At 33.8% G+C, this 26,730-nt stretch carries 27 protein-coding genes; 19 read left to right on the top strand and 8 right to left on the bottom strand.

What is annotated here, in order from left to right; translation table 11 throughout:
- The first annotated feature begins 9 nt into the window (after positions 1–9).
- The 8 genes from ACFFLS_RS02760 to ACFFLS_RS02725 all read left to right on the top strand — a co-directional run bounded on the left by ACFFLS_RS02760 (position 10) and on the right by ACFFLS_RS02725 (position 8,659).
- The gene (locus ACFFLS_RS02760) at positions 10–1,713 is read left to right on the top strand and encodes an alpha/beta fold hydrolase (RefSeq protein ID WP_379683325.1); all 1,704 of its coding nucleotides are present in this window, start codon (positions 10–12) and stop codon (positions 1,711–1,713) included.
- A gap of 44 nt (positions 1,714–1,757) precedes the next feature.
- A complete protein-coding gene (locus ACFFLS_RS02755; RefSeq protein WP_379683326.1) occupies positions 1,758–3,059 on the top strand; it encodes an outer membrane protein assembly factor BamB family protein in 1,302 nt (433 codons plus the stop codon).
- A 310-nt stretch (positions 3,060–3,369) separates the two neighbouring features.
- Positions 3,370–4,134 carry a ParA family protein gene (locus tag ACFFLS_RS02750; RefSeq protein WP_379683327.1) on the top strand — a complete coding sequence of 255 codons (765 nt, stop codon included), beginning with the start codon at positions 3,370–3,372 and terminating at the stop codon, positions 4,132–4,134.
- A 5-nt stretch (positions 4,135–4,139) separates the two neighbouring features.
- Entirely contained in the window at positions 4,140–5,042 is a 903-nt protein-coding gene (locus tag ACFFLS_RS02745; protein WP_379683328.1) for a ParB/RepB/Spo0J family partition protein, read from the top strand.
- On the top strand, positions 5,042–5,602 hold the full coding sequence (locus ACFFLS_RS02740; protein ID WP_379683329.1) for a DUF5683 domain-containing protein: 561 nt from the start codon (positions 5,042–5,044) through the stop codon (positions 5,600–5,602). Before ACFFLS_RS02745 ends, ACFFLS_RS02740 begins: the two co-directional genes overlap by 1 nt.
- A 41-nt stretch (positions 5,603–5,643) precedes the next feature.
- Complete coding sequence (gene dapB / locus ACFFLS_RS02735; protein ID WP_379683330.1) at positions 5,644–6,345, top strand: 4-hydroxy-tetrahydrodipicolinate reductase; 702 nt, start codon at positions 5,644–5,646, stop codon at positions 6,343–6,345.
- A gap of 54 nt (positions 6,346–6,399) precedes the next feature.
- On the top strand, positions 6,400–7,950 hold the full coding sequence (lepB, locus tag ACFFLS_RS02730; RefSeq protein WP_379683331.1) for a signal peptidase I: 1,551 nt from the start codon (positions 6,400–6,402) through the stop codon (positions 7,948–7,950).
- 94 nt (positions 7,951–8,044) lie between these two features.
- Positions 8,045–8,659, top strand: coding sequence for a WbqC family protein (locus ACFFLS_RS02725; RefSeq protein ID WP_379683332.1), 615 nt, complete (start codon positions 8,045–8,047; stop codon positions 8,657–8,659).
- 81 nt (positions 8,660–8,740) lie between these two features.
- Here ACFFLS_RS02725 and ACFFLS_RS02720 read toward each other — a convergent pair whose 3' ends face one another.
- From ACFFLS_RS02720 to ACFFLS_RS02695, 6 genes are all read right to left on the bottom strand, one after another.
- The gene (locus ACFFLS_RS02720; RefSeq protein ID WP_379683333.1) at positions 8,741–9,787 is read right to left on the bottom strand and encodes an endonuclease/exonuclease/phosphatase family protein; all 1,047 of its coding nucleotides are present in this window, start codon (positions 9,785–9,787) and stop codon (positions 8,741–8,743) included.
- A gap of 16 nt (positions 9,788–9,803) precedes the next feature.
- A complete protein-coding gene (locus tag ACFFLS_RS02715) occupies positions 9,804–10,667 on the bottom strand; it encodes a rhomboid family intramembrane serine protease (RefSeq protein WP_379683334.1) in 864 nt (287 codons plus the stop codon).
- 43 nt (positions 10,668–10,710) lie between these two features.
- Complete coding sequence (locus ACFFLS_RS02710; RefSeq protein WP_379683335.1) at positions 10,711–11,523, bottom strand: rhomboid family intramembrane serine protease; 813 nt, start codon at positions 11,521–11,523, stop codon at positions 10,711–10,713.
- Complete coding sequence (gene mutL / locus ACFFLS_RS02705) at positions 11,520–13,460, bottom strand: DNA mismatch repair endonuclease MutL (protein WP_379683336.1); 1,941 nt, start codon at positions 13,458–13,460, stop codon at positions 11,520–11,522. The genes ACFFLS_RS02710 and mutL overlap by 4 nt, the downstream gene beginning before the upstream one ends.
- Positions 13,461–13,623: 163 nt before the next feature.
- Positions 13,624–14,196 carry a 6,7-dimethyl-8-ribityllumazine synthase gene (gene ribH, locus ACFFLS_RS02700; protein ID WP_379683337.1) on the bottom strand — a complete coding sequence of 191 codons (573 nt, stop codon included), beginning with the start codon at positions 14,194–14,196 and terminating at the stop codon, positions 13,624–13,626.
- 80 nt (positions 14,197–14,276) lie between these two features.
- On the bottom strand, positions 14,277–15,056 hold the full coding sequence (locus ACFFLS_RS02695; protein WP_379683338.1) for a tetratricopeptide repeat protein: 780 nt from the start codon (positions 15,054–15,056) through the stop codon (positions 14,277–14,279).
- A 367-nt stretch (positions 15,057–15,423) separates the two neighbouring features.
- Here ACFFLS_RS02695 and recF point away from each other — a divergent pair, with 367 nt between their 5' ends.
- From recF to ACFFLS_RS02680, 3 genes are all read left to right on the top strand, one after another.
- On the top strand, positions 15,424–16,503 hold the full coding sequence (recF, locus tag ACFFLS_RS02690) for a DNA replication/repair protein RecF (protein WP_379683339.1): 1,080 nt from the start codon (positions 15,424–15,426) through the stop codon (positions 16,501–16,503).
- A gap of 199 nt (positions 16,504–16,702) precedes the next feature.
- Complete coding sequence (locus ACFFLS_RS02685; RefSeq protein ID WP_379683340.1) at positions 16,703–17,380, top strand: DUF2461 domain-containing protein; 678 nt, start codon at positions 16,703–16,705, stop codon at positions 17,378–17,380.
- Positions 17,381–17,480: 100 nt separating this feature from the next.
- A complete protein-coding gene (locus tag ACFFLS_RS02680; RefSeq protein ID WP_379683341.1) occupies positions 17,481–18,527 on the top strand; it encodes a glycosyltransferase in 1,047 nt (348 codons plus the stop codon).
- A gap of 24 nt (positions 18,528–18,551) precedes the next feature.
- Here the strand turns inward: ACFFLS_RS02680 and ACFFLS_RS02675 are convergent, their stop codons facing one another.
- Positions 18,552–19,379, bottom strand: coding sequence for a hypothetical protein (locus tag ACFFLS_RS02675; protein WP_379683342.1), 828 nt, complete (start codon positions 19,377–19,379; stop codon positions 18,552–18,554).
- Between the two features lie 253 nt (positions 19,380–19,632).
- Here ACFFLS_RS02675 and murB point away from each other — a divergent pair, with 253 nt between their 5' ends.
- From murB to ACFFLS_RS02635, 8 genes are all read left to right on the top strand, one after another.
- Positions 19,633–20,646: a UDP-N-acetylmuramate dehydrogenase gene (gene murB / locus ACFFLS_RS02670; RefSeq protein WP_379683343.1), complete on the top strand. Its 1,014-nt coding sequence runs from the start codon at positions 19,633–19,635 to the stop codon at positions 20,644–20,646.
- A gap of 36 nt (positions 20,647–20,682) precedes the next feature.
- Positions 20,683–21,177, top strand: coding sequence for a hypothetical protein (locus ACFFLS_RS02665; RefSeq protein ID WP_379683344.1), 495 nt, complete (start codon positions 20,683–20,685; stop codon positions 21,175–21,177).
- On the top strand, positions 21,167–21,613 hold the full coding sequence (locus ACFFLS_RS02660) for a GNAT family N-acetyltransferase (RefSeq protein WP_379683345.1): 447 nt from the start codon (positions 21,167–21,169) through the stop codon (positions 21,611–21,613). Before ACFFLS_RS02665 ends, ACFFLS_RS02660 begins: the two co-directional genes overlap by 11 nt.
- Before the next feature lie 10 nt (positions 21,614–21,623).
- Positions 21,624–22,238 (top strand): FMN-binding negative transcriptional regulator, encoded by a 615-nt coding sequence (locus ACFFLS_RS02655; RefSeq protein ID WP_379683346.1) that lies wholly within the window; start codon positions 21,624–21,626, stop codon positions 22,236–22,238.
- A gap of 84 nt (positions 22,239–22,322) precedes the next feature.
- Complete coding sequence (locus tag ACFFLS_RS02650; protein WP_379683347.1) at positions 22,323–23,429, top strand: glycosyltransferase; 1,107 nt, start codon at positions 22,323–22,325, stop codon at positions 23,427–23,429.
- The gene (locus tag ACFFLS_RS02645) at positions 23,420–23,971 is read left to right on the top strand and encodes an RNA polymerase sigma factor (protein WP_379683348.1); all 552 of its coding nucleotides are present in this window, start codon (positions 23,420–23,422) and stop codon (positions 23,969–23,971) included. The genes ACFFLS_RS02650 and ACFFLS_RS02645 overlap by 10 nt, the downstream gene beginning before the upstream one ends.
- A 150-nt stretch (positions 23,972–24,121) precedes the next feature.
- The gene (locus ACFFLS_RS02640; protein ID WP_379683349.1) at positions 24,122–24,955 is read left to right on the top strand and encodes an energy transducer TonB; all 834 of its coding nucleotides are present in this window, start codon (positions 24,122–24,124) and stop codon (positions 24,953–24,955) included.
- A gap of 125 nt (positions 24,956–25,080) precedes the next feature.
- Entirely contained in the window at positions 25,081–25,461 is a 381-nt protein-coding gene (locus ACFFLS_RS02635) for a PH domain-containing protein (protein WP_379683350.1), read from the top strand.
- An 88-nt stretch (positions 25,462–25,549) separates the two neighbouring features.
- On the opposite strand, the gene ACFFLS_RS02630 is transcribed toward ACFFLS_RS02635, so the two are convergent.
- Positions 25,550–26,428 carry a M48 family metalloprotease gene (locus ACFFLS_RS02630; protein ID WP_379683351.1) on the bottom strand — a complete coding sequence of 293 codons (879 nt, stop codon included), beginning with the start codon at positions 26,426–26,428 and terminating at the stop codon, positions 25,550–25,552.
- Between the last annotated feature and the right edge of the window lie 302 nt (positions 26,429–26,730).

The following is a 26,730-nucleotide window of genomic DNA, read 5'->3' as shown; positions in this document are numbered from 1 at the left end:
CACAAACCCATGAAGACACAAACCTTTACCTCTTTTGACCAGTCTCAAATATATTACAAAGAATGGGACTTTAAGACTTCTCAAAAAACATTAATAGTTCTTCATCGCGGACATGAGCATTCTGACCGTATGACAGAATTTGCAACCGATAACAGATTTGCTACTTATAACATTTTCAGTTTTGATTTACGAGGGCATGGCTATACAAAAGAACCGGTTTCTCCTATTTTTATGGATTATGTTCGAGACATGAATGCTTTCGTCACTTTCTTGAACCAGCAATACGAAATTAAAACAGAAGATATTTTTGTAGTTGCAAACAGCATCACAGGCGTTATCGTTTCGGCTTGGGTACATGATTTTGCTCCTAAAATTGCAGGAATGGCACTTCTTGCTCCAGCTTTTGATATAAAATTATATGTGCCTTTTGCAAAAGAATTTATTGCTTTGGGAACTAAATTAAACAAAAATCTTTCTGTAAAAAGTTATGTAAAAGCAAAAGTTTTAACACATGACAAAACACAGCAAGACTTGTACAATTCTGACCCTTTGATTACAAAATCTATTCACGGAGGCATGCTGGTAAATTATCTAAATTCCTGCAAACGAATCGTAGAAGATGCTGCGGCTATAAATATCCCTGTTATTTTGTTTTCTGCAGGCACAGATTATGTTGCTCGAAATAGCAAACAAAAAGAATTCTTTATAAAATTGGAATCGACCCATAAAGAATTTATAGAACTAAAAGATTTTTATCACGGAATCTTATTTGAAAAAGACCGCACTATTGTTTACGATCACATAAAACTATTTGTAGAAGAGAGCTTCAGTTTGCCATCGCCTCAACCTTCTTTAAGTAGTGATAAATTTACCAAAGATGAATTTTATAATATTTCTCTAAAAATGATTTCATTTCCTGAACGCTTAAACTTTGCTTTTCAGAAATGGTCGATGAGTAAAATCGGATTTTTGAGCAACGGAATGAAAATTGGACAAGTTTATGGTTTTGATTCTGGCTTATCTCTTGATTACGTCTACAAAAACACTCCTGGAGGAAAATTTGGTTTTGGCAAACTAATGGATCAATCCTATTTAAATGCAATTGGATGGAGAGGAATCAGAATACGCAAGCAACATTTATTAGCACAAATCGAAGCTCAGATTGAAAAATTACAAAAAGAAAACAGACCAATCAAAATCCTTGATGTTGCAGGCGGAACTGGCAATTATCTTTTTGACATTAAAAACAAATATCCAGAGGTAGAAATCGTAATAAATGATTTTAAAAAGTCGAATATAGAAGCTGGAGAAAAAGTTATTGCTGAAAAACAGTTGGAAAAAATACGTTTTACCAATTACAACTGCTTTGACAGCGAAACATACAAACAACTCGATTTTTCGCCAAATATTACCATAATATCAGGAATTTTTGAATTATTTGAAGACAATAAGCTTGTTAGCAATGCCATCACCGGAGTCACCTCTATTTCTGAACCAAAAAGCGCTATAATTTACACTGGACAACCATGGCATCCGCAACTTAAAATGATTGCATATGTTCTGAATAGCCATCAGGAAAAAGACTGGGTTATGAGACGAAGATCACAAAAAGAGCTAGACAAGATATTTGAGTTCAATAATGTGAAGAAAGAAAACATGTTGATTGACGATTTTGGAATCTTTACAGTATCAACTGGTTCTATTATTAAATAATAATTGACTTACATAATATGAATCAGAATTTAAAAACCAAAAAAATGAGCCCTTTTCTGCCTTACATTCAACAAATCACTTTTAATTTAAAAAAACATTTTGGCCTTTTTAGCTTTGGCTTATTTTTCATTTTTAGTTGCACTAACAAAACATCGTCGATAAGTAAAACAAAAGCTGATCACGAAACACTTTTAGTAGCGACCGAAGGAACCATATTAAATTATAATATAGAAAAGAATAAGATTGCCTGGCAATATAAAAGCGTAAGAGATACCATACAAAATAGAAATTATTTCGTACTAGACAAGCAACAGATTTATATGCCATTTGAAAGTGGTAACCTTATAAATTTTGATGTAAATACGGGAAAGATAATTTGGAATGATCAAACTTATGGCAGTGATGGTGAAATCCAATTTGGAGGTGAAGAGACTCTTCTGCCTTCTCTAATGCCTTTGTATATAACCAAACCATTTGTAGACGAAGAAAATGTAGTTATTCCAACTATGGGACATCCTGAAAAATTGAATGCTTTTCTATATTGCTTTAATAAAAAAACAGGCAAGAAAAATTGGTATCACCAATTACCTACCAATTTTAACCATTTTGCCCCAGTAAAATGCCGTAACTACTATTTCGTTAATTCTGCTGTATATTTATCCATGCATAGTACAGACGTTGGAGTAGATACTTCTTATGGCATGTATGATCATAATGACGATAAAAATCGTTTTGAACGACCTATCTATAACCAAATGCAATCAGATGACAAAAATCTTTATATAGGAGATGAAAAAGGCAAATTTTATTGTCTTGAACTTGATGAAAACGCATCGGTACCGAATTCAGACATTAAGAATCCAAATAATACATTTATTAAAAACCCAAAAGTTTTTAAGTGGACATTTAGCGATCCTGCTTTTAGTTTTCAAAAAAGTCATATTACATTTCTAGAGGACCATATTTTATACACAGAAATGAGTAGTGATAGTGAAGAAACATCGTGCTTTTTTGCATTAAATACAACTGATGGAAAAGTAAAATGGAAAAAAATTATAAAAAACACCGTTCTAAATTGGACACTATGCAACGATAGAATTGTTGGATATACAGAAAAAACAATTTTTTATATGGACAAATCAGGAGAGAATTATATAGAAATACCCGTTGAAGACAAACCTATATCTAACATAGAAATAATGAGCCCTAATCAATTTATATATGCTACCAAAAAAGGAATTGAAGTCTTTGATTTGAAAACAAAAAAAGAGAAAATCATTTTTTCTAAATCTCTTATAAAAGACCCATATAGTAATGTTCAGATAAAATACATTCCAAAAAATTAGAAAATTTCTGAAAGAAGAAATTCGGAATCTTGAAAGTTGACTGAAAATAGAAAAAAGCTGTCTCAACGTAAAAAAACATTTTGTGTTGAGACAGTTCAAATAATCCTAAAATTTTATTTTTCTGCTATTTTATAATAAAAAAGATTTTTTTTGGAGCAAAATCTAGTTGGTAAACTTTCATTTAGCTAAATTTAAAATCCTTGCAACACGCACCAAACAACGAATAACCGACATTTAGTAAATGTTAACAAAATAGATTTTCAAAAACCATAAATAATTGTATTTTTACGGTTCAAAATTCAGAAAATAAATGGGCAAAATCATTGCTATTGCTAATCAAAAAGGAGGCGTTGGAAAGACTACTACATCAGTAAATCTTGCAGCCGCATTAGGTGTTTTAGAAAAAAAAGTATTATTGATCGATGCTGATCCTCAAGCCAATGCCACATCTGGTCTTGGAATTGATGTAGAAACAGTTGAAACTGGGACTTATCAAATTCTTGAGCATACTGTAACGCCAAAAGAAGCCATTTTAAAATGTACAGCTCCAAATGTAGATGTGATACCTGCTCACATTGACCTTGTTGCTATCGAAATTGAATTGGTTGACAAGGAAAACCGCGAGTATATGCTTAAAGCAGCATTAGAAGAAGCAAAAAAAGAATATGATTACATCATTATTGACTGTGCTCCATCTCTAGGTTTGTTAACCTTGAACGCTCTTACAGCTTCAGATTCAGTAGTTATTCCTATTCAATGTGAATATTTCGCACTTGAGGGATTAGGAAAATTATTGAACACGATTAAGAGTATTCAAAAAATACACAACCCAGATCTTGATATCGAAGGTTTATTATTAACTATGTACGATTCAAGATTACGTTTATCTAATCAAGTAGTTGAAGAGGTTCAAAAACACTTTAACGACATGGTTTTTGATACTGTTATTCAGCGAAATGTAAAATTAAGCGAGGCACCTAGTTTTGGCGAAAGTATCATTAATTACGATGCTACAAGCAAAGGCGCAGTTAATTACATTCATTTAGCACAGGAAATTATAAAGAAAAACAGCTAGTTTTTATGACAAAAGCAATTAAAAAACAAGCCTTAGGTAGAGGATTATCAGCATTATTAAAAGATCCAGAAAATGATATTACATCAGTAGAAGATAAAAATGCTGACAAGGTCGTTGGAAATATTATTGAGCTTGAAATAAGTGCTATCGAAATAAATCCGTTTCAGCCAAGGAGCAATTTTAATGAAGAATCATTACGCGAATTAGCCACTTCTATCAAAGAACTTGGTGTAATTCAACCTATTACTGTTCGTAAATTAGATTTCAATAAATATCAGTTAATCTCTGGAGAGCGTCGTCTTCGTGCTTCGACCTTAGTCGGATTGACAACTGTTCCTGCCTACATCCGTATTGCAAATGACAATGAGTCATTAGTAATGGCTTTGGTAGAGAACATTCAGCGTCATGACTTAGACCCTATTGAAATCGCTCTTTCATACCAGCGTTTAATTGATGAAATTCAGTTGACACAAGAACAGATGAGTGAGCGCGTTGGTAAAAAACGTTCTACTATTGCCAACTATTTACGTCTTTTAAAACTAGATCCGATTATCCAGACTGGTATCCGAGACGGTTTTATCAGTATGGGACATGGTCGTGCAATTATCAATATTGAAGATTTAGACGTTCAAACAGATATTTATCAAAAAATTGTCAGCCAAAATCTTTCTGTTCGTGAAACTGAGGCTTTGGTGAAAAATTATCATGAAGGCGTGCCAGCAAAAGCAGAAGGAAAACCAAAAGCAGATGCAGCATTTGTGGTAAGAGAAACACAAAAACACACTTTTAATGATTATTTCGGCTCGAAAGTAGATATAAAAGTCGCAGGCAACGGAAAAGGAAAAATCACAATTCCTTTCAATTCAGAAGCCGACTTTAACCGAATTATAAAATTAATAAACGGATAGTGAATAAAATTGTCCCCATCGGTCTATTGTTCTTTTTAGCAGGAACCGTTTCTCTTTTTGCCCAGGTAAAAAAAGACACGGTTTTGGTCGTAAAAGACACTAGTGCATTAGAAGAAATAGACCCGCTTACACCTGCAAAAGCAGCTTTTTATTCGGCTATTTTACCAGGTTTAGGTCAGGCGTACAATAAAAAGTATTGGAAAATACCTTTAGTGTACGGGGCAATTGGAACCAGTTTGTATTTTTATATCGACAACAACAAAAAATATCACGAATATCGAGATGCATACAAACGCAGATTAGAAGGCTATAACAACGACGACTACCAGTTTCTGGACGACAGTCGCCTTATTGCTGGACAAAAATTCTACCAGAGAAACAGAGATTTATCGGCTTTATTTGTAGTCGGATTCTATGTTTTAAACATCATCGACGCCAATGTAGACGCAGCCTTGATTCAGTTTAATGTAAACGAAAGGTTGTCTATGCGTCCCGAAATTTATCCCAACGATGTAACATTTAGACCAAACGTTGGACTAACCTTTAATTATAAGTTTTAATAGAAATTTATTCTATTTAAAAAAATCAAATAAAAATCATAATGAAAATTGCGCTTTTAGGATACGGAAAAATGGGTAAAGTAATTGAAAGAATTGCTTTAGAAAGAGGTCACGAAATTGTTTTGAAAAAAGACGAATTTAACACCTACGACGGTTTATCAACTGCCGATGTCGCTATTGACTTTAGCGTTCCTACCGCAGCTGTATCCAATATTTCTGCTTGTTTTAACTCTGGTGTTCCTGTGGTTTCTGGAACAACAGGCTGGCTGGAACATTACGACGAAATGCTGGCTTTATGCAGTGAAAAGAAAGGCGGTTTTATTTCTAGCTCAAATTTCAGCTTAGGGGTAAATATCTTTTTTGGTTTAAACGAATATCTAGCTAAAATCATGAACCAGTTTGATTCGTACAAAGTTTCTATGGAAGAAATTCACCACATCCATAAACTTGATGCACCAAGCGGAACTGCAATTTCATTAGCTCAAGGAGTTATACAAAACAGCAATTACACAAATTGGACTTTAGACGAAGCACAGACAAATCAAATTCATATTGAAGCGAAAAGAATCGGAGAAGTTCCAGGCACACATACCGTTAATTACGACTCCCCTATTGACAGCATCGAAATAAAACATACTGCTCATAATCGCGAAGGCTTCGCTCTTGGCGCAGTTGTTGCTGCTGAGTGGCTTGCAGGAAAACAGGGCGTTTTCACTATGAAAGATGTTTTAAACTTACAATAAAAGATTAAATTTTAAGATTGTCAAAAGTCTTAATTCAATTAAAAAAACACAATTATGACACTTTACTCTTGGTTCGTATTTTTCTTAGCAATACAAATTATTCACTTTCTGGGAACTTGGAAAATGTATCAGGCTACAGGAAGAAAAAGCTGGGAAGCCGCAATTCCGGTTTATAACTCTATTATTTTGATGAAAATCATCAAAAGACCAACTTGGTGGACATTATTGCTTTTCATTCCAATTATCAACCTTATTATGTTTCCGGTTGTATGGGTCGAGACATTAAGATCTTTTGGCAAAAAATCAACATTAGACACCATTCTAGTTCTTTTTACTCTTGGTTTTTATATTTATTATGTTAATTACACTCAAAAATTACAACATAATCCTGATCGTAAATTAACCGCAGAAAACAAAACCGGAGATACTATAAGCTCACTTTTATTTGCAGTTATCGTAGCAACTCTGGTACACACTTATGTAATCCAGCCTTATACGATTCCGACTTCATCATTAGAGAAATCATTATTAATTGGTGACTTTCTGTTTGTAAGCAAAATAAACTATGGTCCGAGAGTGCCAATGACAACCGTTGCGTTGCCAATGGTACACGATTCGATTCCGCTTACAAAAAGCAAATCTTATTTAAGCTGGCCGCAACTGCCTTATTTCAGACTTCCAGCAATTCAAAAAATCAACCGTTGTGACATTGTCGTTTTCAACTGGCCTGTCGATACCGTTCATTACTTCTTTGAACCAAAAGGAAGACCAGGCGTTATAAAACCTATAGACAAAAAGTCGAATTACGTAAAAAGATGTGTTGGTATTCCTGGAGATAGCTTATCTATAAAAGACGGCTTTGTATTCATTAACGGCAAAAAATTGATTCTACCAGAAAGAGCAAAACCTCAATTTTCATATTCAGTAGCTTTAGACGGAAAAACTTCAATTGACTTTGAGACAATCTTTAAAGAATTAGATATTACAGATGGTTTTTTAACCAACGAAAAGAGAGATACAATCTATTTTAGAGCCTTAACAGAAGCAGGTGCAGACCGTTTAAAAAACACTCCCGGCGTAACTGGCATTAAAAGAATAATCGACAAAGGAAATGACAATGCTATTTTTCCGCATATCAACAAATGGAGCCAAGATAACATGGGGCCAATCTATATTCCTGAAGCAGGAAAAACTGTAGCACTAAACAACGAATCGCTTCCTTTCTACAAAGAAATTATCACGAATTACGAAGGAAACGAGTTAAAATTAGAAGGTTCTAAGTTCTTAATCAACGGAAAACCTGCTACAACTTATACCTTCAAACAGAATTACTACTGGATGATGGGAGACAATCGCCACAATTCTGAAGACAGCCGTTATTGGGGATATGTTCCAGAAGACCACATAGTTGGAAAACCTGTTTTTATCTGGCTTAGCTGGGATACAAACGGAAAAGGCATTAATAAAATCCGTTGGGACAGAGTATTTACAACTGTTGACGGAGAAGGTCAGCCACAATCATACTTCAAGTATTTCCTAATGATTCTTGCAGCCTATTTTATAGGAGAGTTTTTCTGGAAAAAAAGAAAAGCAAATAAAGAATAATTAAAAAAAAGTTATTTTTGTGTCAGGTTTCAAATTTCAAGTTCGCAAAAAACTTGAAATTTGAAACCTGAAACATTTAAGCAAGAACTAAATCATGAATTCCCTACTACTTCCAACATATTTCCCTTCTATTAGTCATTTTGCCGTAATGGCTCAATCTGAAACTATTACTTTCGAAATGGAAGATAATTTTCAGAAGCAGACCAATAGAAATCGTACTTACATCTATAGTCCGAACGGAATTCAGTTGCTAAATATCCCTGTTAAACATTCAAAAAACGCTCATCAAAAAACAAAAGACATTTTGATTGAAAACGAATTTGATTGGCAGAAACAGCATTTTAAATCATTGGAAGCTGCCTATAGAAGCTCTCCTTTCTTTGAGTACTTTGAGGATGACATTGTTCCTGTTTTCGAGAAAAAACATGCTTTTTTAATGGATTTAAATTTCGAGGTTTTCGATATCGTAATCAAATGCCTTCGAATGAAGATCGAATTCGGAAAAACAGTAGAATATTTCCATGAAACTCCCGATTTTGCCGATTTCAGATATTTAGCAAATGGAAAAAAAGACGCAAATTCATTCGAAAAATACACTCAGGTTTTTGATGACAAACACGGCTTCATCAACAACTTAAGCGTTTTGGATTTACTTTTTAACGAAGGGAAATTTGCAATGGATTACTTGAAGACTCAGAAAATAGTATGAGTTAATAGTTATTGGTTAGGCGTTGTGAGTTTTATTTGCACTTTCAACACACCTAACTTTTAACTTTTTTACCAAATCACATCAATCAATTGAAAGTCTTGTCATGATTGGATAATGGTCCGAATTTTCGAAATCCGGGAAACTTTCAAACTGTTTTACTTTCATTTTGCTATCAGTGAAAATGTAGTCAATTCGGGCAGGATAATATTTAAACTTATAAGTTGCCCCAAAACCTTCACCTGCCTCTTCAAAAGCATCTTTCAGTTTTCCTTTAATATTTCTATATATATAAGAAAACGGACTGTTATTCATGTCTCCACAAATAATAATTGGGTATTTGCTTTTTTTTATGTGCTCTTTAAAGATTTCTGCCTGCTCTTGTTGCTGCTTGAAACTTTTACTGATTCGAGCATAAATACGTTGTGATTTTTTCTGGTTTACATTATCAATATCATCTGAAATTTCACTTACATCAGGAGATATCTTAATCGACTGCAAATGCATGTTGTAAACACGAATAATATCTTTTCCACGCTTAATATCAGCATAAACCACATTATTATCTGATTTCGGAAACACAATATTTCCTTCATTAATAATTGGAAATTTAGAAAAAATAGCCTGACCGGTCTTAACCTTATTTCCATCAATAAAAATATATCGATGCGGATAGACCTTTAAATCTAAATGAGCAGAATTGGAATATTCCTGAATACACAAAATATCAGGATCTTTTTCGTCTATAAAAGCTTTGATGTTAGACGGGATATCGTCGCGGTCCAGCCATTTAAAAACATTAAAAAGGCGAACATTATAACTCATTACAGAGAAATCTTTTTCGTCTCGAATATATTCTTTAGCAGAAAATTTATAGAATTTATTGATAAAGGTAATTCCGATAAGCAATACCAAACCAGATAAAATAAGGCGTTTTTTGAACTGAATTGCCCAGTAGATAAAGAAAAGCCCGTTTGCTACAAAAAAAGCTGGCATAAACAGCGTAAGCACCGATAAAAGCGGAAAGCTTTTGGGTGCTAAAAACGGCAGAACATAAATACTGAATGTAACAACTGTCAATACTATATTCAAAAAGAACATGATTTTATTAAACCAAGAAAGGTTTTTCATAATTTTCCCTACAAGATTATTTTCCAGCTTTAATCAAAAACTCTTTTTCTTCTTTTGTCAGGCAATCGTAACCCGACTGGCTGATTTTATCCAAAATTTCATCAATCTGTTGCTGCGTTTTGTCTTTCGTAACAATTCTTGATGTTGTTCTTTCTGTAGGTTTGTTGTAATTTCTATAAACTTTTTTAAATGGGGTCTTAGGGGATTTTCTAAAAAGATTTGAAAAGAAATCTAATATGCGAGTAATTATAAGACTTAAATCGGTTCCGTTTTGGAGCAGTTTGATATAAACAAATCCAAAAAAAGCTCCAGCCAGATGCGAAATATGTCCTCCCATATTTCCTGAACGAAACTGCACTAAATCTAAAACTAAAATTACTGCTGTTATGTGCCAGAGTTTTACATTTCCGAATAGAAACAAACGAACATTCATTAATGGAGAATAAGTTGTTGTCGCTACCAAAATAGCCATTATTGCCGCAGAAGCTCCTACAATTGAACCATAAATATTCGAAAAATAAAAGCTTAATGCAAATATGATTCCCGCAAAAAGAGCGCTTAAAATGTATAATCCTAAATATTGTTTTTGAGTAAAATACGTCATAAACAAGTTACTCGCAAAATTTAAGACCATCATATTAAACAGCAAATGCCAAAAATCAAAATGAAAAAAAGCATAAGTCAAAAACGTCCAAGGCTTAAACATAAAAACCTGAGGATCGGAAGACAAAGCTAACCAACTCGGATAATCAAATGCTCCTGTAAATTTCGGCCAGAAAAAAATTAAAGCGATAATAAAAAAGGCTATATTCCAATAAATAATGCGCATTGCTATACCGCCAAATTTATATTGCAGTTTTAAATCGTCAAGAATATTCATAAAGCCTCAGTTGGTTTTTACAATTAATTATTAAAGTTAAAAATTAATTCCATCGATTGTTATTGAATTGATTTTTTTTCCAGTACCACATCATAAAATACCCTACTACAGCTCCACCGACATGGGCAAAATGCGCGATTCCGGTTCCGCCATCACCAAACAGCGAGTTGCCTTTAAATCCTAAAAACAAGTCAATCGCTAAAAGTCCAGGCACAAAGTATTTTGCTTTAATAGGAATCGGAATAAACATCAAGGCCAACTCTGCATTTGGAAACATAAAAGCAAATGCCACCAAAAGCCCATAAATCGCACCAGAAGCACCAACCATAGGCACTTGTGCAATTACAGAGGCATTAAAAAGCCCTTTAAATCCTGCTTCATCAAGATTTGTTTTTCCTGCTTTTTCTAATATTGGCTTTATCTGATCAAAAAATAAATCTGACCTAAAGCTCACTCCATCACTAAAATTCACATTTACAATCTGATGAAGCGTAGCATCTGAAAGTCCTAAATGTTTGATTGGTTCTAATGCTTCTTGAAACTGAAGATAATTTACGCCGATTTGCAGTAAAGCCGCTCCTATTCCACAAGAAATATAAAAGAAAATAAACTTCTTTCCTCCCCAGAAATGTTCAAGCGCAGATCCAAAAGAAACCATGGCAAACATATTGAAAGCAATATGCAGAATACTCCCATGCATAAACATATGGGTCAATGGTTGCCATAATTTAAAGAAATCACTTTCTGGAAAATAAAGAGCAAAAAACTGCTCTGAAACAGGCACGAACTGTGCACAAATAAAAAATATAATATTAATTATTAGCAGTTGTTTTACAACCGGAGTCATATTCATCATAAGGCAAACTTTTTATCTATATCTTCAACACGCATGGTAATGAAGGTAGGTTTGTGAAAAGGTGAAATATTTGGATCTTTACAGGCAAATAATCCATTTACGAGATTATCCTGTTCTTTTTCGGTTAAATAAGATCCTGTTTTAACCGCTAAACTTTTTGCCATTGATTTCGCAATGGTATCATTTTGGCTGTAACTGTTGGCCGGAATTCCATCTTGCAAATCACTCAATAACTGTTCGATTACTAAAGAAACTTCGCTTTCTGTAATATTTACCGGAATTCCTGATATTACTAAATGATCTGTTTTAGAATCATCAAAAACAAATCCGGTCGTTTCCAGAGATGGTTTTAATTCCTCGATCTGCTTCATCTCTAAAGCAGAATAAAACAAATCTAACGGAAAAAGCAATTGCTGGCTTGCGGCTTGATTTACAGTCATATTCAGCAAAAACTGTTCGTACAAAATACGCTGGTGCGCACGTTGTTGATCAACAATTATCATTCCTGATTTAATTGGCGAAACAATATATTTTTTATGAATTTGATACGTTTTCTGGGTTGTCTGTTCTACATCATCATCATTAAACAAAGAAGACGTTACTTCTTCATTTTCGAATGTAAACGGTGAACTTTCTATGCTTTCTGGATTTTCTGTATCCAAACCGACATACAAACTTTCCCAGCTTGCGGTTGGTTCTACTCGTTTAGAATAACCTGAATAAGAAGAACCTGAACCCGAACCAGAATAGGAAGACGACGAAGCTCCTGAACCACTGTAACCCGAAGATCCAGAAGTGGCTTTGCTATAATGCTGATTAGTCTTATCATCTGTAAATGGATTGAACGTGCCGTCAACCTGAATTGTTGGTACTTCTGCCTCTACATCTTTATAATGATACGGCGTATCTAAATTAGAATCACGATCAAAATCTAAAACCGGAGCAACATTAAACTGTCCTAAACTATGTTTGATTGAAGCTCTCAAAATTGCATACAAAGCCGATTCATCATCAAACTTAATTTCTGTTTTAGTTGGATGAATATTGATATCAATCGTATTTGGTGGCACTTGCAGATACAAGAAATAACTTGGTTGCGAACCATCTTTCAACAAGCCTTCGTAAGCAGCCATAACAGCATGATGCAAATAACCGCTTTTAATAAAACGATCATTTACAAAAAAGAACTGCTCGCCTCTGTTTTTTTTAGCAAACTCCGGCTTACAGACAAATCCTTGAATATTGATAATTTCGGTATCTTCGTTTACCGGAACCAGCTTTTCGTTGGTTTTCCCCGACATTATTCCCACAATCCTCTGGCGATAACCAGCAGCGGGAAGATTATACATTTCGCTTCCGTTATGATAAAAAGTAAAATGAATATTCGGATGAGCCAGGGCAACACGCTGAAATTCATCCATAACATGACGAAATTCTACAGTATCTGATTTTAAGAAATTTCGACGTGCCGGAATATTATAGAATAAATTTTTAACTGCAAACGAAGTTCCTTTGGGAAGAACAGCAGCTTCCTGCGAAACAAATTTACTTCCTTCGATTATAATATGCGTACCTAATTCCTCTTGGTCCTGCTTGGTTTTCATTTCCATATGAGCAATCGCTGCAATTGAAGCCAAAGCTTCTCCACGAAAACCTTTTGTATTAAGCGAAAACAAATCTTCTGCCTGACGAATTTTAGAAGTTGCATGACGTGCAAAACACAAACGCGCATCGGTTACATTCATACCGACTCCATTATCAATTACCTGAACCAGCGATTTACCTGCATCCTTTATGATCAATTTAATATCAGTCGATTTGGCATCAACAGCATTTTCCAACAACTCTTTAACGACCGATGCGGGTCTCTGCACCACCTCGCCGGCGGCAATCTGATTAGCAACGTGATCGGGAAGTAATTGAATAACACTTGACATTAAGTAAAAATATTTTTTAAGATTAGGTTAAGTTTTTTGCACCAAGAAGCACAAATTTAGTAAATTTTGCTTTGGTTTTAGAACAACAGCAGTCATAAAAAAAACAAAAAACCTATACCATTTTTACACAGTATAGGTTTTATTATTCTTAAAACGATTGTGTTTATTCTTTCTCTATTTTGATTGGAGTTTCTTCAATCTGAATTGCACCTGATGTCAACAATGGCTGATTGAAAACATGTGAGATTGAAGCCTGCTGACGAATATAAGCCATCTTGATTGCTGCAATTGCTGCTTCAGTTCCTTTGTTTCCGTGAGCGCCACCACTTCTGTCAATAGATTGTTGCATATTGTTATCGGTCAAAACACAGAAAATAACAGGAATATCCGTTTGAACATTCAAGTCTTTGATTCCCTGCGTAACGCCTTCGCAAACAAAATCAAAGTGTTTTGTTTCTCCTTGAATTACACATCCGATTACAATAACGGCATCTACATTTTGAGTCTGCAGCATTTTTTTTGCTCCGTAAATAAGCTCAAAACTTCCCGGAACATTCCATCGAATAATTTGCTGTGCAGGAACATCACAATCAGTTAAGGCTTCAAATGCGCCATTGTAAAGTCCTTCTGTTATTGTATCATTCCATTCAGAAACAACAATCCCAAACCGAAAATCTTTCGCATTTGGGATTGTGTTTTTATCGTATTCTGATAAATTTTTATTTTCAGTAGCCATCTGTTATATTTTAGATTTTGATTTTAGACTATAAACTTATAACTACAAATCTACAATCTTAAATCTAAAGTCTAAAATTTTTATTGCGCTAATCCGATTAATACGTCTACAGATGCCGCTTCAGGAGTTGTATCGTAATTATCTTTAATATCGTTAAGGTACTTTAATGCATCTTCTTTCTGTCCTAAAGCCAAAGCTGTTTTAGCCGCTTTTAAAAGAAAACGAGGTGTAGTAAAATCGTTTTTATTAGACTCAGCAGCTTTTATGTAATGATCTAATGCTTCTTTTTGTTGGTTTTTCTGAGAATAAGCATCTCCGATAGCTCCTTTTGCAAGAGCACTTAGAATTACATCATCAGATTTAAATTCACCTAAATATTTAATAGCCTCATCAAATTTACCTATATTCAAGTAAGCAGTTCCTGCATAGTAATTAGCTTGATTTCCTGCATCTGTACCAGAATATTCTTCAGCGATTTTAACAAAACCGAATTTCCCTTCAGAACCATTCAATGATAATTTATATAATGAATCGCTTGAAACACCATTAAGCGCTTTTTCGAAGTTTTGCTGTGCAACAAACATTTCACTTGCAGCTTCTTCTTGTTTTGGGTTTTCAATAAATTTCTGGTAAGCTAGATAACCGATAGTTGCAACAGCAATACCAGCAACCAAACCAATAATGATTTTTTGATTTTTAGCCACCCAATCCTCAGTTTTTGAAGCAGTCTCGTCTAATTTTGAGAAAACACCAGCTGTAGTGCTGTCTTTTTCGTCAATAACTACCTGTTGTTCTTCATTTACTTCTTTAACTTCCTTCTCCTTTGGTGTCTTATATCCTCTTTTATTGTAAGTTGCCATTTAAAATTAATTTAGTGAACGGCAAAAATAAAATTTTTCTTGAAACTGAGGTAAAAAATTTCAATTTTATCACTATTTTAAAAAGAAAAATTTTCATTCTTCATTTGTTCTTTCGCGAAAGCGTTAAAATAAATTAGCCGAGTATTGCCCTAAAGCCAATTATATCGATAATTTTCGGTAATTTGCACCCACTAATTCAAATCAATTTTCTGAAAGCTAAAGAATTTATTTTTTAGCCACAGATTTCACAGATTAACACAGATTATTTTTTCAAAAAAAAATCCTTTTTAATCCTTTTAATCTGTGGCTTAGCAAAAAATAATTGACACAAAATTTCAAACTTTATCTATATAGAGTCTTTTAAAAAATGCATTTAAACAAAATCTCCTTATTCAATTATAAAAATTTTTCTGAAGCCAGTTTTGATTTTGACAGCAAGATTAATTGTTTTGTCGGGCGAAACGGAATCGGGAAAACCAATGTTCTGGATGCCATCTATCACTTGGCTTACGGAAAAAGCTATTTTAACCCAATGGCACTGCAGAATATTAAACACGGAGAAGAGTTTTTTGTGATTGATGCCGAAATTGAAAAAAACGAAAGAATCGAACAGATTGTCTGTAGTTTAAAAAAAGGGCAAAAAAAGGTTTTGAAACGAAACGGAAAAACCTACGACAAATTTTCAGATCATATCGGATTTATTCCGTTGGTAATTATTTCGCCTGCTGATCGGGATTTAATTGTTGAAGGAAGCGAAACCCGCCGTAAATTTATGGACAGTGTGATTTCGCAGTTAGATTCGGCTTATCTTCATCAACTTATTCAATATCAAAAAGTCATTACACAGCGAAATGCATTACTGAAATATTTTGCACTCAATCATACTTTTGACAACGACACCTTATCTATATATAATGAACAGCTCAACGAATATGGAAAATCTATTTTTGAAAAAAGAAAAGATTTCATCGAGCAGTTTATACCTATATTTAATGTACACCATCAGGCAATAACGGGATCGGCAGAAAGTGTGCGGTTGATTTACGAAAGTCATTTGTTTGAAAAAGATTTACTGAAACTTTTACAGGAAAACATCAACAAAGATCGTGCGCTTCATTATACCAGTGTCGGAATACATAAAGATGATTTATCATTTGAAATCGATTCGCATCCTATTAAAAAATTTGGGTCGCAAGGTCAGCAAAAATCCTTTTTGATTGCATTGAAACTGGCTCAATTTGAATTTCTGAAAAAACAAAGCGGCGTAAAACCGATTCTTTTGTTTGATGATATTTTTGATAAATTAGACGAAACCCGTGTCGCTAAAATTGTAGAAATGGTAAACAGCGAAACCTTTGGTCAGCTTTTTATTTCTGATACTCACCCAGAACGAACAGAAGCGATTGTAAAATCGACACATCAGAGTTATAAAATATTCAATCTGTGATTTCATTTAACCACAAATTACACAAATTTTCACAAATTTTCAAATTATTTGTCTGCCAGTTTTGACAAATTTTTAAACTTTGCCAAAGTAATAGACACATTTAAATTTGCGAAAATTTGCGTAATTTGTGGTAAATTCCTTTTTAAGAAATCAGTAAACTAGCACAAACATCAACTGCAATAAAAAACACAAAATAAATATGCTAACGAAAGAATCATTGCAATTTTTAGACGATATAAAAAAGAACAATAACAGAGAATGGTTTCAGGACAACAAAAAAAGATATGAAGTTTTCAAAAAAGATTACCATCAATTGGTAAGTGATTTTCTTGATATTATGAAACCGCTTGATCCTTCATTAGAATTGCTTGAAGTCAAAAACTGTACTTTTAGAATAAATCGTGACATTCGCTTTTCTAAAGACAAATCTCCATACAAAGCACATTTAGGCGTTTGGATGTCCGCGGGAGCAAAAGGCGCAAATCGTGCAGGATATTATGTGCATATTGAAAAAGGCGCGAGTTTTATTGCCGGCGGATTTTATTCGCCCGAAGCAGAAGACTTAAAAAAAGTGCGTAAAGAAATTGCCTTTTTCTACGATGATTTACAAGAAATTCTAAATGATAAAGACTTCAAAAAAGAATTTGGAAATTTAGACATAAACGAAAACAATTCGCTTAAAAGCATGCCTCGTGGTTACGAAAAAGACCATCCGGCAATTGAGTTTTTAAAATTGAAAAGTTTTACTGCAACTCAAACTTATGATATTTCTGAAGTAACCCAAAAAGACTTCGTAAAAAAAATGAGCCAGAAACTGATCGCTTTAAAACCATTAAACGAATTTATAAACAGAGCATTAGAAACTGAAGAATTTTAGTTTTATTTGCCACAGATTTCACAGATTCTCACAGATTAATTTTTCGCAATTGCAAAATCCTTTTAATCTTTTTAATCTGTTGCGAAAAACAAATAATTGAATGAATAGGAAAATACTTTTTCTTGGAGAATCTTATCGCGCCGACGCCATAACTTGGATGAAAGGTTTAAAAGAATTCGGCGATTTTGAAATTATTACTTGGGAACTTCAAACATCAAACAGCCAAAGATTCAAACGTATTTTAGAGTATCTCTTTTCTCCTATTTCGATTCGAAAAATCATTAAAAAAGAAAAACCAGACATGGTGATCGCAGAAAGAACAACCAGTTATGGTTTTCTTGCAGCCTTATCCGGATCTAAAACTATTGCCATAGCACAACAAGGCCGAACCGATTTATGGCCTGAGAGTTCTGCTTTATATCCGTTTAAAAAATTCATTCAGAAATATGCTTTTAAAAAAGCGCATTTAATTCACGCTTGGGGACCAGTAATGGCGATCCACATGAAAGCAACTGGCGTTGACATGAATAAAGTTTTGGTTCTTCCAAAAGGAATTGATTTATCAATTTTTACGCCTTCAACTAATAATTCAAACAAAATTGAAGCGATTGTAACGCGTTCGCTCCAACCGGAATATCGCCATGATTCTATTCTAAAGGCTTTCGGAATTTTAAATCAAAAAGGAATTGATTTTTCGCTAACAATTGTTGGAGACGGAACAAGACTGCAGTTTCTAAAAGATTTGGCTACAGCACTTCAAATCGAAAATAAAGTGATTTTTACAGGAAGAATTCCGAATACAGAACTACCAAAATTATTACAGCAATCTAATATCTACATCAGTATGCCGATTACCGAAGGCGTTTCTGCTTCATTATTTGAAGCTATGGCTTCTAATTGCTACCCGATAGTTTCTGACATTCCAGGAAATCAAAGTTGGATTACGCACCGAGAAAATGGACAATTAATCGAGATTGACAATATCGAAATGCTTGCCGAAGAATTAATCTGGTCCTTTGAAAATCCTGAATTGCGAAATGAGACTATTGTTCGAAATAGAAAGTTTGTAGAGGAAAATGCGAATTATGATAGTAACATGAAAGTTATTTCAGAGAAATATCATGAGTTGCTAAACTCTTCTAGATAAACATTATCAAAAAGCAGTTTAGTTTTAACATCCAACAGATGTAAAAATACCTACAGGTTTAATAATTTTATGTTTATCAGCTGATTTTGACAGATAAAGCGTTAGACTTGAAGTATTATAATGACTAGATGTATCGATAATTAAATCTAATTTACCATCACCGTCAATATCTCCTGCGAAGATTATTCTAATCATTCTATCTTCAAAACTTTCCTTTGCCGCTAAAAGTTCGACAACTTCTTTTCCATTTATAATAGTTTTCAAATACAATTTATAATCCGTAACCACCCACCAATCCGAATCAGGATTCTCTTTTTTCTTCTCTCCAGTCGCATACAATTTATATTGACTCCCTAAAAACTGGAACTCTAAATTTTCTTTAGGATAAATATATTCAGGTATTTTTACAAACTCAACGGTATGATCTGCAAAACCAGGAAGTTTCTCTACCAAAACAACACAGGTATCTTTGGCAGTTGTACTAACTTCCCACCCTGTCTTCTCACCTTCTTCTTCATCTATAATCGGATCATAAGCTTGATTAATGGAAACACTAATTTTTGAAAACGAATAATTATCTCCATTTTTAAAAAGCCCAAACCAGATTTTCTTTTGCAAATTCGGATCAACTTCATCACCATGAAAAACTTCTGTCAAAAGAAGATTAACTTTTAAAAGACTATCTACAGGAAATGAATAATCATCTATTTCGGTAGTTGTATTCTCCGTTATTACTTCTTTAGTTGCCGCCCCTTTTGGATTTTTAATACTTTTTACTTCAGCTTTAGTTTTATCACAGCCAAACTGAAAACTTACCATTAAAAGAAGAAGTATTCTACAAATTATTTTCATCTTATCTTACATTTCAAAATCAAACTTACAAAACTTGGAGTCAATTTTACTCAACATATTAGCAATATAAATTTATTACGATCTCAAAATCCAGTAGAGGCTCACTGCAGTGCGTCTTTTTTTAACAATTTCGGCTCATCGAAAAATCTCAGCAAATCTAGCTTTAGCCAAGTTTGAGCAAACTTTGTTTATTTGCAGTTAAACCAAAAGTTATAATTCATACTTTTGACACAGATTAAAAAGCCTTTTATTTATGGAAATCCAATCCAATTTTTCTTTAAAAAAATACAACACTTTTGGCATTGAAGCCAACGCTAAACAATTTGTCGCCGTGCATTCGGTTACTGAATTGAAAACTATTTTGTCTGCAAACCAAAACGAGAAAAAATTTATTCTGGGTGGCGGAAGCAACATGCTTTTAACCAAAGACATTGATGCATTAGTTATTCACATTGATTTAAAAGGCAAAAGAATAATTAAGGAAGATGACGATTTTGTCTGGGTCGAAAGTCAGGCCGGCGAAGTATGGCACGATTTTGTTCTTTGGACAATCGACAACAATTTTGGAGGTTTAGAAAATATGTCTTTAATTCCTGGAAATGTTGGTACAACGCCTGTTCAAAATATTGGCGCTTACGGAACCGAAATCAAAGATACTTTTGTTTCTTGCGAAGCGATGAATATTGCCACTCAAGAAATGAAAACTTTCGACAACACAGAATGTAATTTTGGCTATCGCGAAAGTATTTTCAAAAATGAAGTAAAAGACCAATACATTATAACTTCTGTTATTTTTAAATTGACTAAACGCAATCATAAAATCAATACGTCTTATGGAGATATTTTAGCTGAATTGGCTAAAAACAACATTAGCGAACCAACATTAAAAGATGTAAGTAATGCTGTCATTGCGATAAGACAAAGCAAACTTCCTGACCCGAAAGAACTAGGAAATAGTGGCAGTTTTTTTAAAAATCCAGTTATATCAAAATCTGAATTCGAGAAAATCCATCAAAAATTCCCTGAAATGAAATTTTATGAAGTTTCTGAAACCGAAGTTAAAGTTCCGGCTGGCTGGTTGATTGAACAATCAGGCTTTAAAGGAAAACGTTTTGGCGATGCTGGCGTTCACAAAAATCAGGCTTTGGTTTTGGTAAATTATGGAAATGCGACTGGACAAGAAATTTTAACAGTCTCTAAAGAGGTCCAAAAGGCGGTTTTTGCAATTTTTGGCATTCAAATTGAGGCTGAAGTGAATGTGATTTAAACTTAAACACAGCTAACTTACCTAACCACAATTTTAATGAAAAAACTGGATATTCGCGTTGTTCTACTGCAATTCTTCGGAATCATTTTACTGACAAATGGAATACTGCAGCTACGATATTTCTCAGTTGCGGAAAAATTCATCTGCGCCATTAACCATTTCAACAACCAATCATCTGAATGTTGGAAAAAATTTTTCCCGTCAAAAGAAGATTTTTTCGATTTTTTCCCCGGAATTTACGTCTGGATATTCATCGGACTAATGATCGGAATTTTAATTGTTTCTTTTTTAAACTGGAAAAACAAACTTTCTGCCTTAAATACTATTTTGGTTGCGATAGTTATGTACATCATTCTAAAACTGAAATTGTTTAGAAGAGGAATCATATCCCGTCCCTTTCATCCTGTAAGAGCTTTATTTTCTGATGATTTCGGCACACAATGTTTAATTGAAGGAATAACTTTTACCATTTGCGGACTACTGGTTTTATATTTCAGCGTAATTTTTAAAAACAATTCGATTGAAAATTAAAATTACCAATCCCGATAACGAAAAAGCAGTTCCGATAATTGAAGAATTGTCTGTAAATCTTTATCTTCGTTTTGGGAGCGACGGAAAAAATTCATTTATCGATTGGGACAACAACAATCCTAATTTTGTTTTTATCACTGCAGAATTAAATGACGAAATAGTCGGTTGCGGAGCTGTAAGACCTATTAACGAAAAAACTGGCGAAATTAAAAGAATGTATTCTAAATATCCTGGAAAGAAAATTGGACAGTCAATTTTGAATTTTCTAGAAGAAAAAGCAAAAGAAAATGGCTTTACCGATTTAGTCTTAGAAACAAGAGCAAAGAATATTGAGGCCATTTGTTTTTATGAAAAACAGGGGTATAAAATAATTTCTAATTACGGAAAATACATAGATCGTCCTGAAGCGGTCTGTTTTGGAAAATCACTAATATAATCTTTAAACCATGTATATACCAGACTTGTACAAAGACGAAAATCCAGAATCTATTCGAGCATTCTTAAATCAGAACAGTTTCGGGATTTTGATCAACCAAACAAACGGAAAACTTTGGGCAACTCACATACCAATGGAGCTCGATGTAAATAGTGAAGGAAAAGAAATTCTGCACGGACATATTTCAAAACTAAATCCTCAAGCCGAAGGTTTCAGACAAGATGACAAAATTCTGGCTGTTTTCTCTGGTCCGCATAGCTATATTTCATCTTCTTGGTACGATCACGAAAATGTTCCAACATGGAACTACACAGCTGTACATGTTTACGGAAAAATAAAAATTGTAGACGAAGCAGCCGCAATAGAACAATTGAAAAAATTGGTTGACAAGTACGAAGCCAATTCTGAAAATCCTGTAAGAGTCGAAAATTTATCTACAAAAACAATGCGTGAAGCCCGTGGAATATTTGGTTTTGAAATCGAAATCGAAGAAATCCAAGCGGTTAAAAAGTTATCTCAAAACCGTGACAATCACAACTATACAAATATAATTTCGGAGTTACAAAAAACCGAAAATGCTCAGTCTATTGCTGTTGCAGAAGAAATGTCAAAATGCAGAAAGTAAATCACTTTTGGGTGTTGATTTTAACGAATTCATAAGTACATTTGCAGTCTCAGAAATAGAATTAATAGTCACTAAATAAAACAGATGCTTATATACATATTTTACTCTTTTATTATTATTGTTTTCATTCAGATTTGTTATTATCTGGGAATTTTTGGAAAATTTGCTTTTAGCAGACCACAAGAAATCAAACCCAAAAACATTCCGGTTTCTGTTATTGTATGCGCCAAAAATGAAGAAGAAAATGTAAAAAAATATGTGCCGTTACTGGCAGAACAAGATTATCCTGATTTTGAGATCGTCTTAATTGACGATGCTTCGCGAGATGAAACTCTTGAAATTTTTGAAGAATTCGAAAGTAAATATTCTAACATCCGTTTAGTTAAGGTTGAAAACAACGAGGCTTTCTGGGGGAATAAAAAATACGCTTTGACACTCGGAATTAAAGCCGCAAAAAAAGATTTTCTTCTTTTTACAGATGCAGACTGTTATCCAGCATCAAAAGACTGGATTACTTCCATGGCTTCTCAGTTTACAGAAGAAAAAACGATTATACTCGGTTACGGCGGTTACGAAAAAGTTGAAAGATCTTTTCTTAATAAAATAATCCGTTTTGAAACCGTTTTAACAGCTGTACAATATTTTTCATGGGCAAAATTAGGACTTCCATACATGGGCGTCGGAAGAAATTTAGCTTATAAAAAAGAAGAATTTTTCAACGTAAACGGATTCATTAATCATATTCAGGTACGTTCTGGAGACGATGATTTGTTTATAAACGAAGCAGCAAACAAAACCAACACAACAATTGCTTTTGCTCCGCAAAGTTTCACCTATTCAAGACCTAAAAAGACGTTCAAAGAATGGTTTACTCAGAAAAGAAGACATATTTCTACTGCAGAACATTACAAATTCTTTGACAAAATCCAATTAGGATTGTTTTTCTGTTCACAATTCTTTTTCTTTTTAATAGCTATTATTCTGCTTTCATTTCAATTTCAATGGATTGCAGTTTTGGCAATACTAGCAGCCCGTTATACCATAGTCTGGACAGTAATTGGCTTTTCTGCTGGGAAACTTAAAGAAAATGACTTGAAATTTTGGTTTCCTGTGGTAGAAATTGCGCTTATATTGACGCAAATTAATATCTTTATAACTAATATCTTTTCAAAACCAGTATATTGGAAATAAATTCTAAAATAGAAAAAGCAAAAAAAGGCGATCAAATCGCCTTTACTTTTTTATTAGACCATTATTGGAACGAGGTTTACAGTTTTATGCTCAAACGCACCGAAAACGAAACCACCGCAGAAGACATTACTATAGAAACATTTGCCAAAGCATTTGACAAAATTGGCTCTTACAATCCTGAATTTCAATTCAACACCTGGCTTATTGCTATTGCAAAAAATGTTTACATCGATATACTGAGAAAAAAGAAAACCAGTCTTTTTATCGAAATCACAGATAACGAAAACCAGCAAGCCTACAACATTGCAGACCCAACTCCTTCTGCAGAAGATGCTTTAATCAAAGAACAAAATCTCTCTAGACTTCTTTTATGCATCAAAGAACTAAAACCACACTATCAGGAAGTAATTCAGTTGCGTTATTTTCAGGAAATGACCTATCAGGAAATTGCAGTTAAAATTGACGAACCTTTAAGCAGTGTAAAAGTAAAGCTACTTCGCGCGAAAAAATTATTGGCTGAAATCATCGAACGTAACAGATAATTTACTATCTTTATTAAAAGAATAAAATATTCTTAGCTTTATTCTTAAAAAACATATTCTCTCACATTAAAACTGACTGCTTGTATTGTCAGCCCAACCCAAAACTTACTGCTTATGATTTAAAGTTACTTAACCTTAAAACCCAAAATTATGTCTAAATTAAGCCTTTACGAAACCAAGTGGACTGATCTTGTTTTCGAAAATAAAAACAAAGAGTATGGTGCGTATCAATTACGCCAGGAAAATCCTAAAACCACTGTCACTGCTCTATTTATGGGTTTGCTGTTAATAACTGCACTAGGAAGTGTGCCTGTGCTTATAAGTAAATTCACAACACAAAATGTTGTGGAAGAGATTGTTCCATCAGACTCTGACCCAATTACTCCTGTGGACCTATCTAATGATATTGTTCAACCTAAAACAGAAGAAGTTGCACCACCTCCTGCTCAACAAGCAGCTGCTGCAGATGTGATTGAGACAAAACAGCTGGTAAATCCTGAAATTGTACCTGAGAACCAAGCTACACCTGACATTGCCAAAAACGTAGACAATGTTGTGGCTACGCCAAACACTGGCAATGGAGAAGGAAATGTCAAAAATGCAATTCCATCAACTGTTGGCGGCAATGGTGTTGTCGACGGTACAGGACCAGAGATTACGACACCACTTCCTCCTGGAGCTCTAGACAAACTTCCTGAATTTCCAGGTGGAATTGAAAAATTCTACGCTTATGTGGGAAGAAACTTTAACCGACCAGAATTAGATGTCGAAAAAACACTAAAAGTATACATTTCTTTTGTTGTTGAGAAAGACGGATCACTTACCGATATTATTGTTAGAAACGATCCTGGTTACGGAATGGGAAAAGAAGCCATCAGAGTTTTAAAATCTTTAAAAACAAAATGGGTTCCTGGAATGCTTGACGGAAAAGCCGTTCGCACCGCATACAGCCTTCCAATTACTGTAAAAACAGAAATTGAATAAATAAACAAAAAAAGCAGAATTTAGGTTCTGCTTTTTTTTGACATATCACAAAAAAATAATCTCAAGTCTTTGTTTAGCAGCAGTAAAAACTCACTATTTTTACTTAAACTTTAAAACAAAATCAGATGGGATTATTTTCAGCTCTTATGGGTAACGCTGGCACTGTAAGCCAAGAAGAATTGCTTAAAAAATATGGACAGCTTTTAACCGACAACGAACAAATCGAAATGGGTTTTAAACTGATTCGCGACACTTTTATCTTCACTAACAAAAGATTAATTCTGGTAGATGTTCAAGGATTAACTGGAAGCAAAACGGAATACAAATCTATTTCGTATAAAAGCATTACACGTTTCAGCGTAGAGACTGCTGGAACTTTTGATTTGGATGCCGAATTAAAAATCTGGGTTTCGAGTGAATTACAGCCAAGTATCGTTAAACAATTCAACAAATCTGTAAATGTCTACGAAGTACAAAAGGTATTAGCATTTCATGTATTAGGTTAACCATTTTTATACCCCTAAAAACTTGGTACATATAAGAAAGCCGACCGTTTTTTCTCAAACGGTCGGCTTTTATTTTTTTTTAGAAATATTATTTCTTTTTGGTTGTAGTTTTCTTTGCAGTTGTTTTTTTGGTTGTTGCCGTTTTCTTTACAACCGGTACAGAATTGTCAATTTTCTGTTGTACATATGCTTTATAAAGTCCGTCTTTTTCAGCTCTTTTTTTAGCATCATCAGCTCTTTTTTGAGAATCTGGATGTGAACTCATCATTCTTGTAATAAATGAAGAATCGGTTCCTTCACTCATTTTTGCTAAAATCCTGAAAGCAGATTCTTCTGCATTTACATTATAACCATTTTTCTTTAAGAAATTGTAAGCATACAAATCGGCTTCAGATTCTTGTGTACGGCTGTGTTTACTATCTATTAAAGCACTTCCTATTTTACCCAACTGGCTATCTGTAACCGTTGCAATTTTTGCCGATTGCGAAGCTGCTCCATCAATCAAAGCCTCTTTTTGATACGCTGCTCGCATCGCATCTCTTGAGTCGTTGTTTGCAACGTGTCCGATTTCGTGCCCAATTACAGCTAATAATTCATTATCATCCATGATATCCATCAATCCAGAGTAAACACGAACACTTCCGTCTGCAGTAGCAAATGCATTTACCTCTTTCACTTTGTAAACTTTATAGTTTAAAGTAAGACCATCTGAATTTGCATGTTTCGCAAAAATCCTGTTTAAACGAAGCGTATAGCCATCATTCGGCCCTGCTACTTCGTTTTCTGCATCTAATTTAGCTACTGCCTCTTTAGACAAAGCCGCTGCGTCTGCATTGGTTAATGTAAATGCTGCGACTCCTTTTTGAACTGCACCAATTGCTTTTTCCCCTAAGTTAATCTGTGCATTGGTTTCTGTAACAGCAAATAAAGCGAACAAAACTCCTACTATTATAAATTTCTTTTTCATTTTTAAATTAATATTAAAATTTAACACCAAATGTATTATTAATAATTTTTCAAATCTTATCCCTTGACGTTTATTTTCTAACAATTAAAGGTATAAAATTTACATAAGAAATCATCGACCAACTACCATTATCTTAGCTATACTTCAAATTTACAAAATATAAACATCTTTTATAACTAATTTACTGACTAAAAATGATTTTTTTAACTTACTTTTTCAACAATTCTCAATCAAATTTTGTTAAAAATCAGCCATTTCACAATCAAAATAAACAGCAAACAAATCATCAAATAAAGTACATT

This window comes from Flavobacterium procerum, from assembly GCF_042431625.1.
GTDB classification, from domain to species: domain Bacteria; phylum Bacteroidota; class Bacteroidia; order Flavobacteriales; family Flavobacteriaceae; genus Flavobacterium; species Flavobacterium procerum.
Note: the sequence above shows the minus strand (reverse complement) of the source record. Positions and strands in the feature narration are given on the sequence as shown.

Excerpts from the sequence above, each read along its gene's own strand:
- ACFFLS_RS02760 (WP_379683325.1), top strand. The coding sequence starts at position 10 with ATGAAGACACAAACCTTTACCTCTTTTGACCAGTCTCAAATATATTAC.
- ACFFLS_RS02755 (WP_379683326.1), top strand. The coding sequence starts at position 1,758 with ATGAGCCCTTTTCTGCCTTACATTCAACAAATCACTTTTAATTTAAAA.
- ACFFLS_RS02750 (WP_379683327.1), top strand. The coding sequence starts at position 3,370 with ATGGGCAAAATCATTGCTATTGCTAATCAAAAAGGAGGCGTTGGAAAG.
- ACFFLS_RS02745 (WP_379683328.1), top strand. The coding sequence starts at position 4,140 with ATGACAAAAGCAATTAAAAAACAAGCCTTAGGTAGAGGATTATCAGCA.
- dapB (WP_379683330.1), top strand. The coding sequence starts at position 5,644 with ATGAAAATTGCGCTTTTAGGATACGGAAAAATGGGTAAAGTAATTGAA.
- lepB (WP_379683331.1), top strand. The coding sequence starts at position 6,400 with ATGACACTTTACTCTTGGTTCGTATTTTTCTTAGCAATACAAATTATT.
- ACFFLS_RS02725 (WP_379683332.1), top strand. The coding sequence starts at position 8,045 with ATGAATTCCCTACTACTTCCAACATATTTCCCTTCTATTAGTCATTTT.
- ACFFLS_RS02720 (WP_379683333.1), bottom strand. The coding sequence starts at position 9,787 with ATGAAAAACCTTTCTTGGTTTAATAAAATCATGTTCTTTTTGAATATA.
- ACFFLS_RS02715 (WP_379683334.1), bottom strand. The coding sequence starts at position 10,667 with ATGAATATTCTTGACGATTTAAAACTGCAATATAAATTTGGCGGTATA.
- ACFFLS_RS02710 (WP_379683335.1), bottom strand. The coding sequence starts at position 11,523 with ATGATGAATATGACTCCGGTTGTAAAACAACTGCTAATAATTAATATT.
- mutL (WP_379683336.1), bottom strand. The coding sequence starts at position 13,460 with ATGTCAAGTGTTATTCAATTACTTCCCGATCACGTTGCTAATCAGATT.
- ribH (WP_379683337.1), bottom strand. The coding sequence starts at position 14,196 with ATGGCTACTGAAAATAAAAATTTATCAGAATACGATAAAAACACAATC.
- ACFFLS_RS02695 (WP_379683338.1), bottom strand. The coding sequence starts at position 15,056 with ATGGCAACTTACAATAAAAGAGGATATAAGACACCAAAGGAGAAGGAA.
- recF (WP_379683339.1), top strand. The coding sequence starts at position 15,424 with ATGCATTTAAACAAAATCTCCTTATTCAATTATAAAAATTTTTCTGAA.
- ACFFLS_RS02685 (WP_379683340.1), top strand. The coding sequence starts at position 16,703 with ATGCTAACGAAAGAATCATTGCAATTTTTAGACGATATAAAAAAGAAC.
- ACFFLS_RS02680 (WP_379683341.1), top strand. The coding sequence starts at position 17,481 with ATGAATAGGAAAATACTTTTTCTTGGAGAATCTTATCGCGCCGACGCC.
- ACFFLS_RS02675 (WP_379683342.1), bottom strand. The coding sequence starts at position 19,379 with ATGAAAATAATTTGTAGAATACTTCTTCTTTTAATGGTAAGTTTTCAG.
- murB (WP_379683343.1), top strand. The coding sequence starts at position 19,633 with ATGGAAATCCAATCCAATTTTTCTTTAAAAAAATACAACACTTTTGGC.
- ACFFLS_RS02665 (WP_379683344.1), top strand. The coding sequence starts at position 20,683 with ATGAAAAAACTGGATATTCGCGTTGTTCTACTGCAATTCTTCGGAATC.
- ACFFLS_RS02655 (WP_379683346.1), top strand. The coding sequence starts at position 21,624 with ATGTATATACCAGACTTGTACAAAGACGAAAATCCAGAATCTATTCGA.
- ACFFLS_RS02650 (WP_379683347.1), top strand. The coding sequence starts at position 22,323 with ATGCTTATATACATATTTTACTCTTTTATTATTATTGTTTTCATTCAG.
- ACFFLS_RS02640 (WP_379683349.1), top strand. The coding sequence starts at position 24,122 with ATGTCTAAATTAAGCCTTTACGAAACCAAGTGGACTGATCTTGTTTTC.
- ACFFLS_RS02635 (WP_379683350.1), top strand. The coding sequence starts at position 25,081 with ATGGGATTATTTTCAGCTCTTATGGGTAACGCTGGCACTGTAAGCCAA.
- ACFFLS_RS02630 (WP_379683351.1), bottom strand. The coding sequence starts at position 26,428 with ATGAAAAAGAAATTTATAATAGTAGGAGTTTTGTTCGCTTTATTTGCT.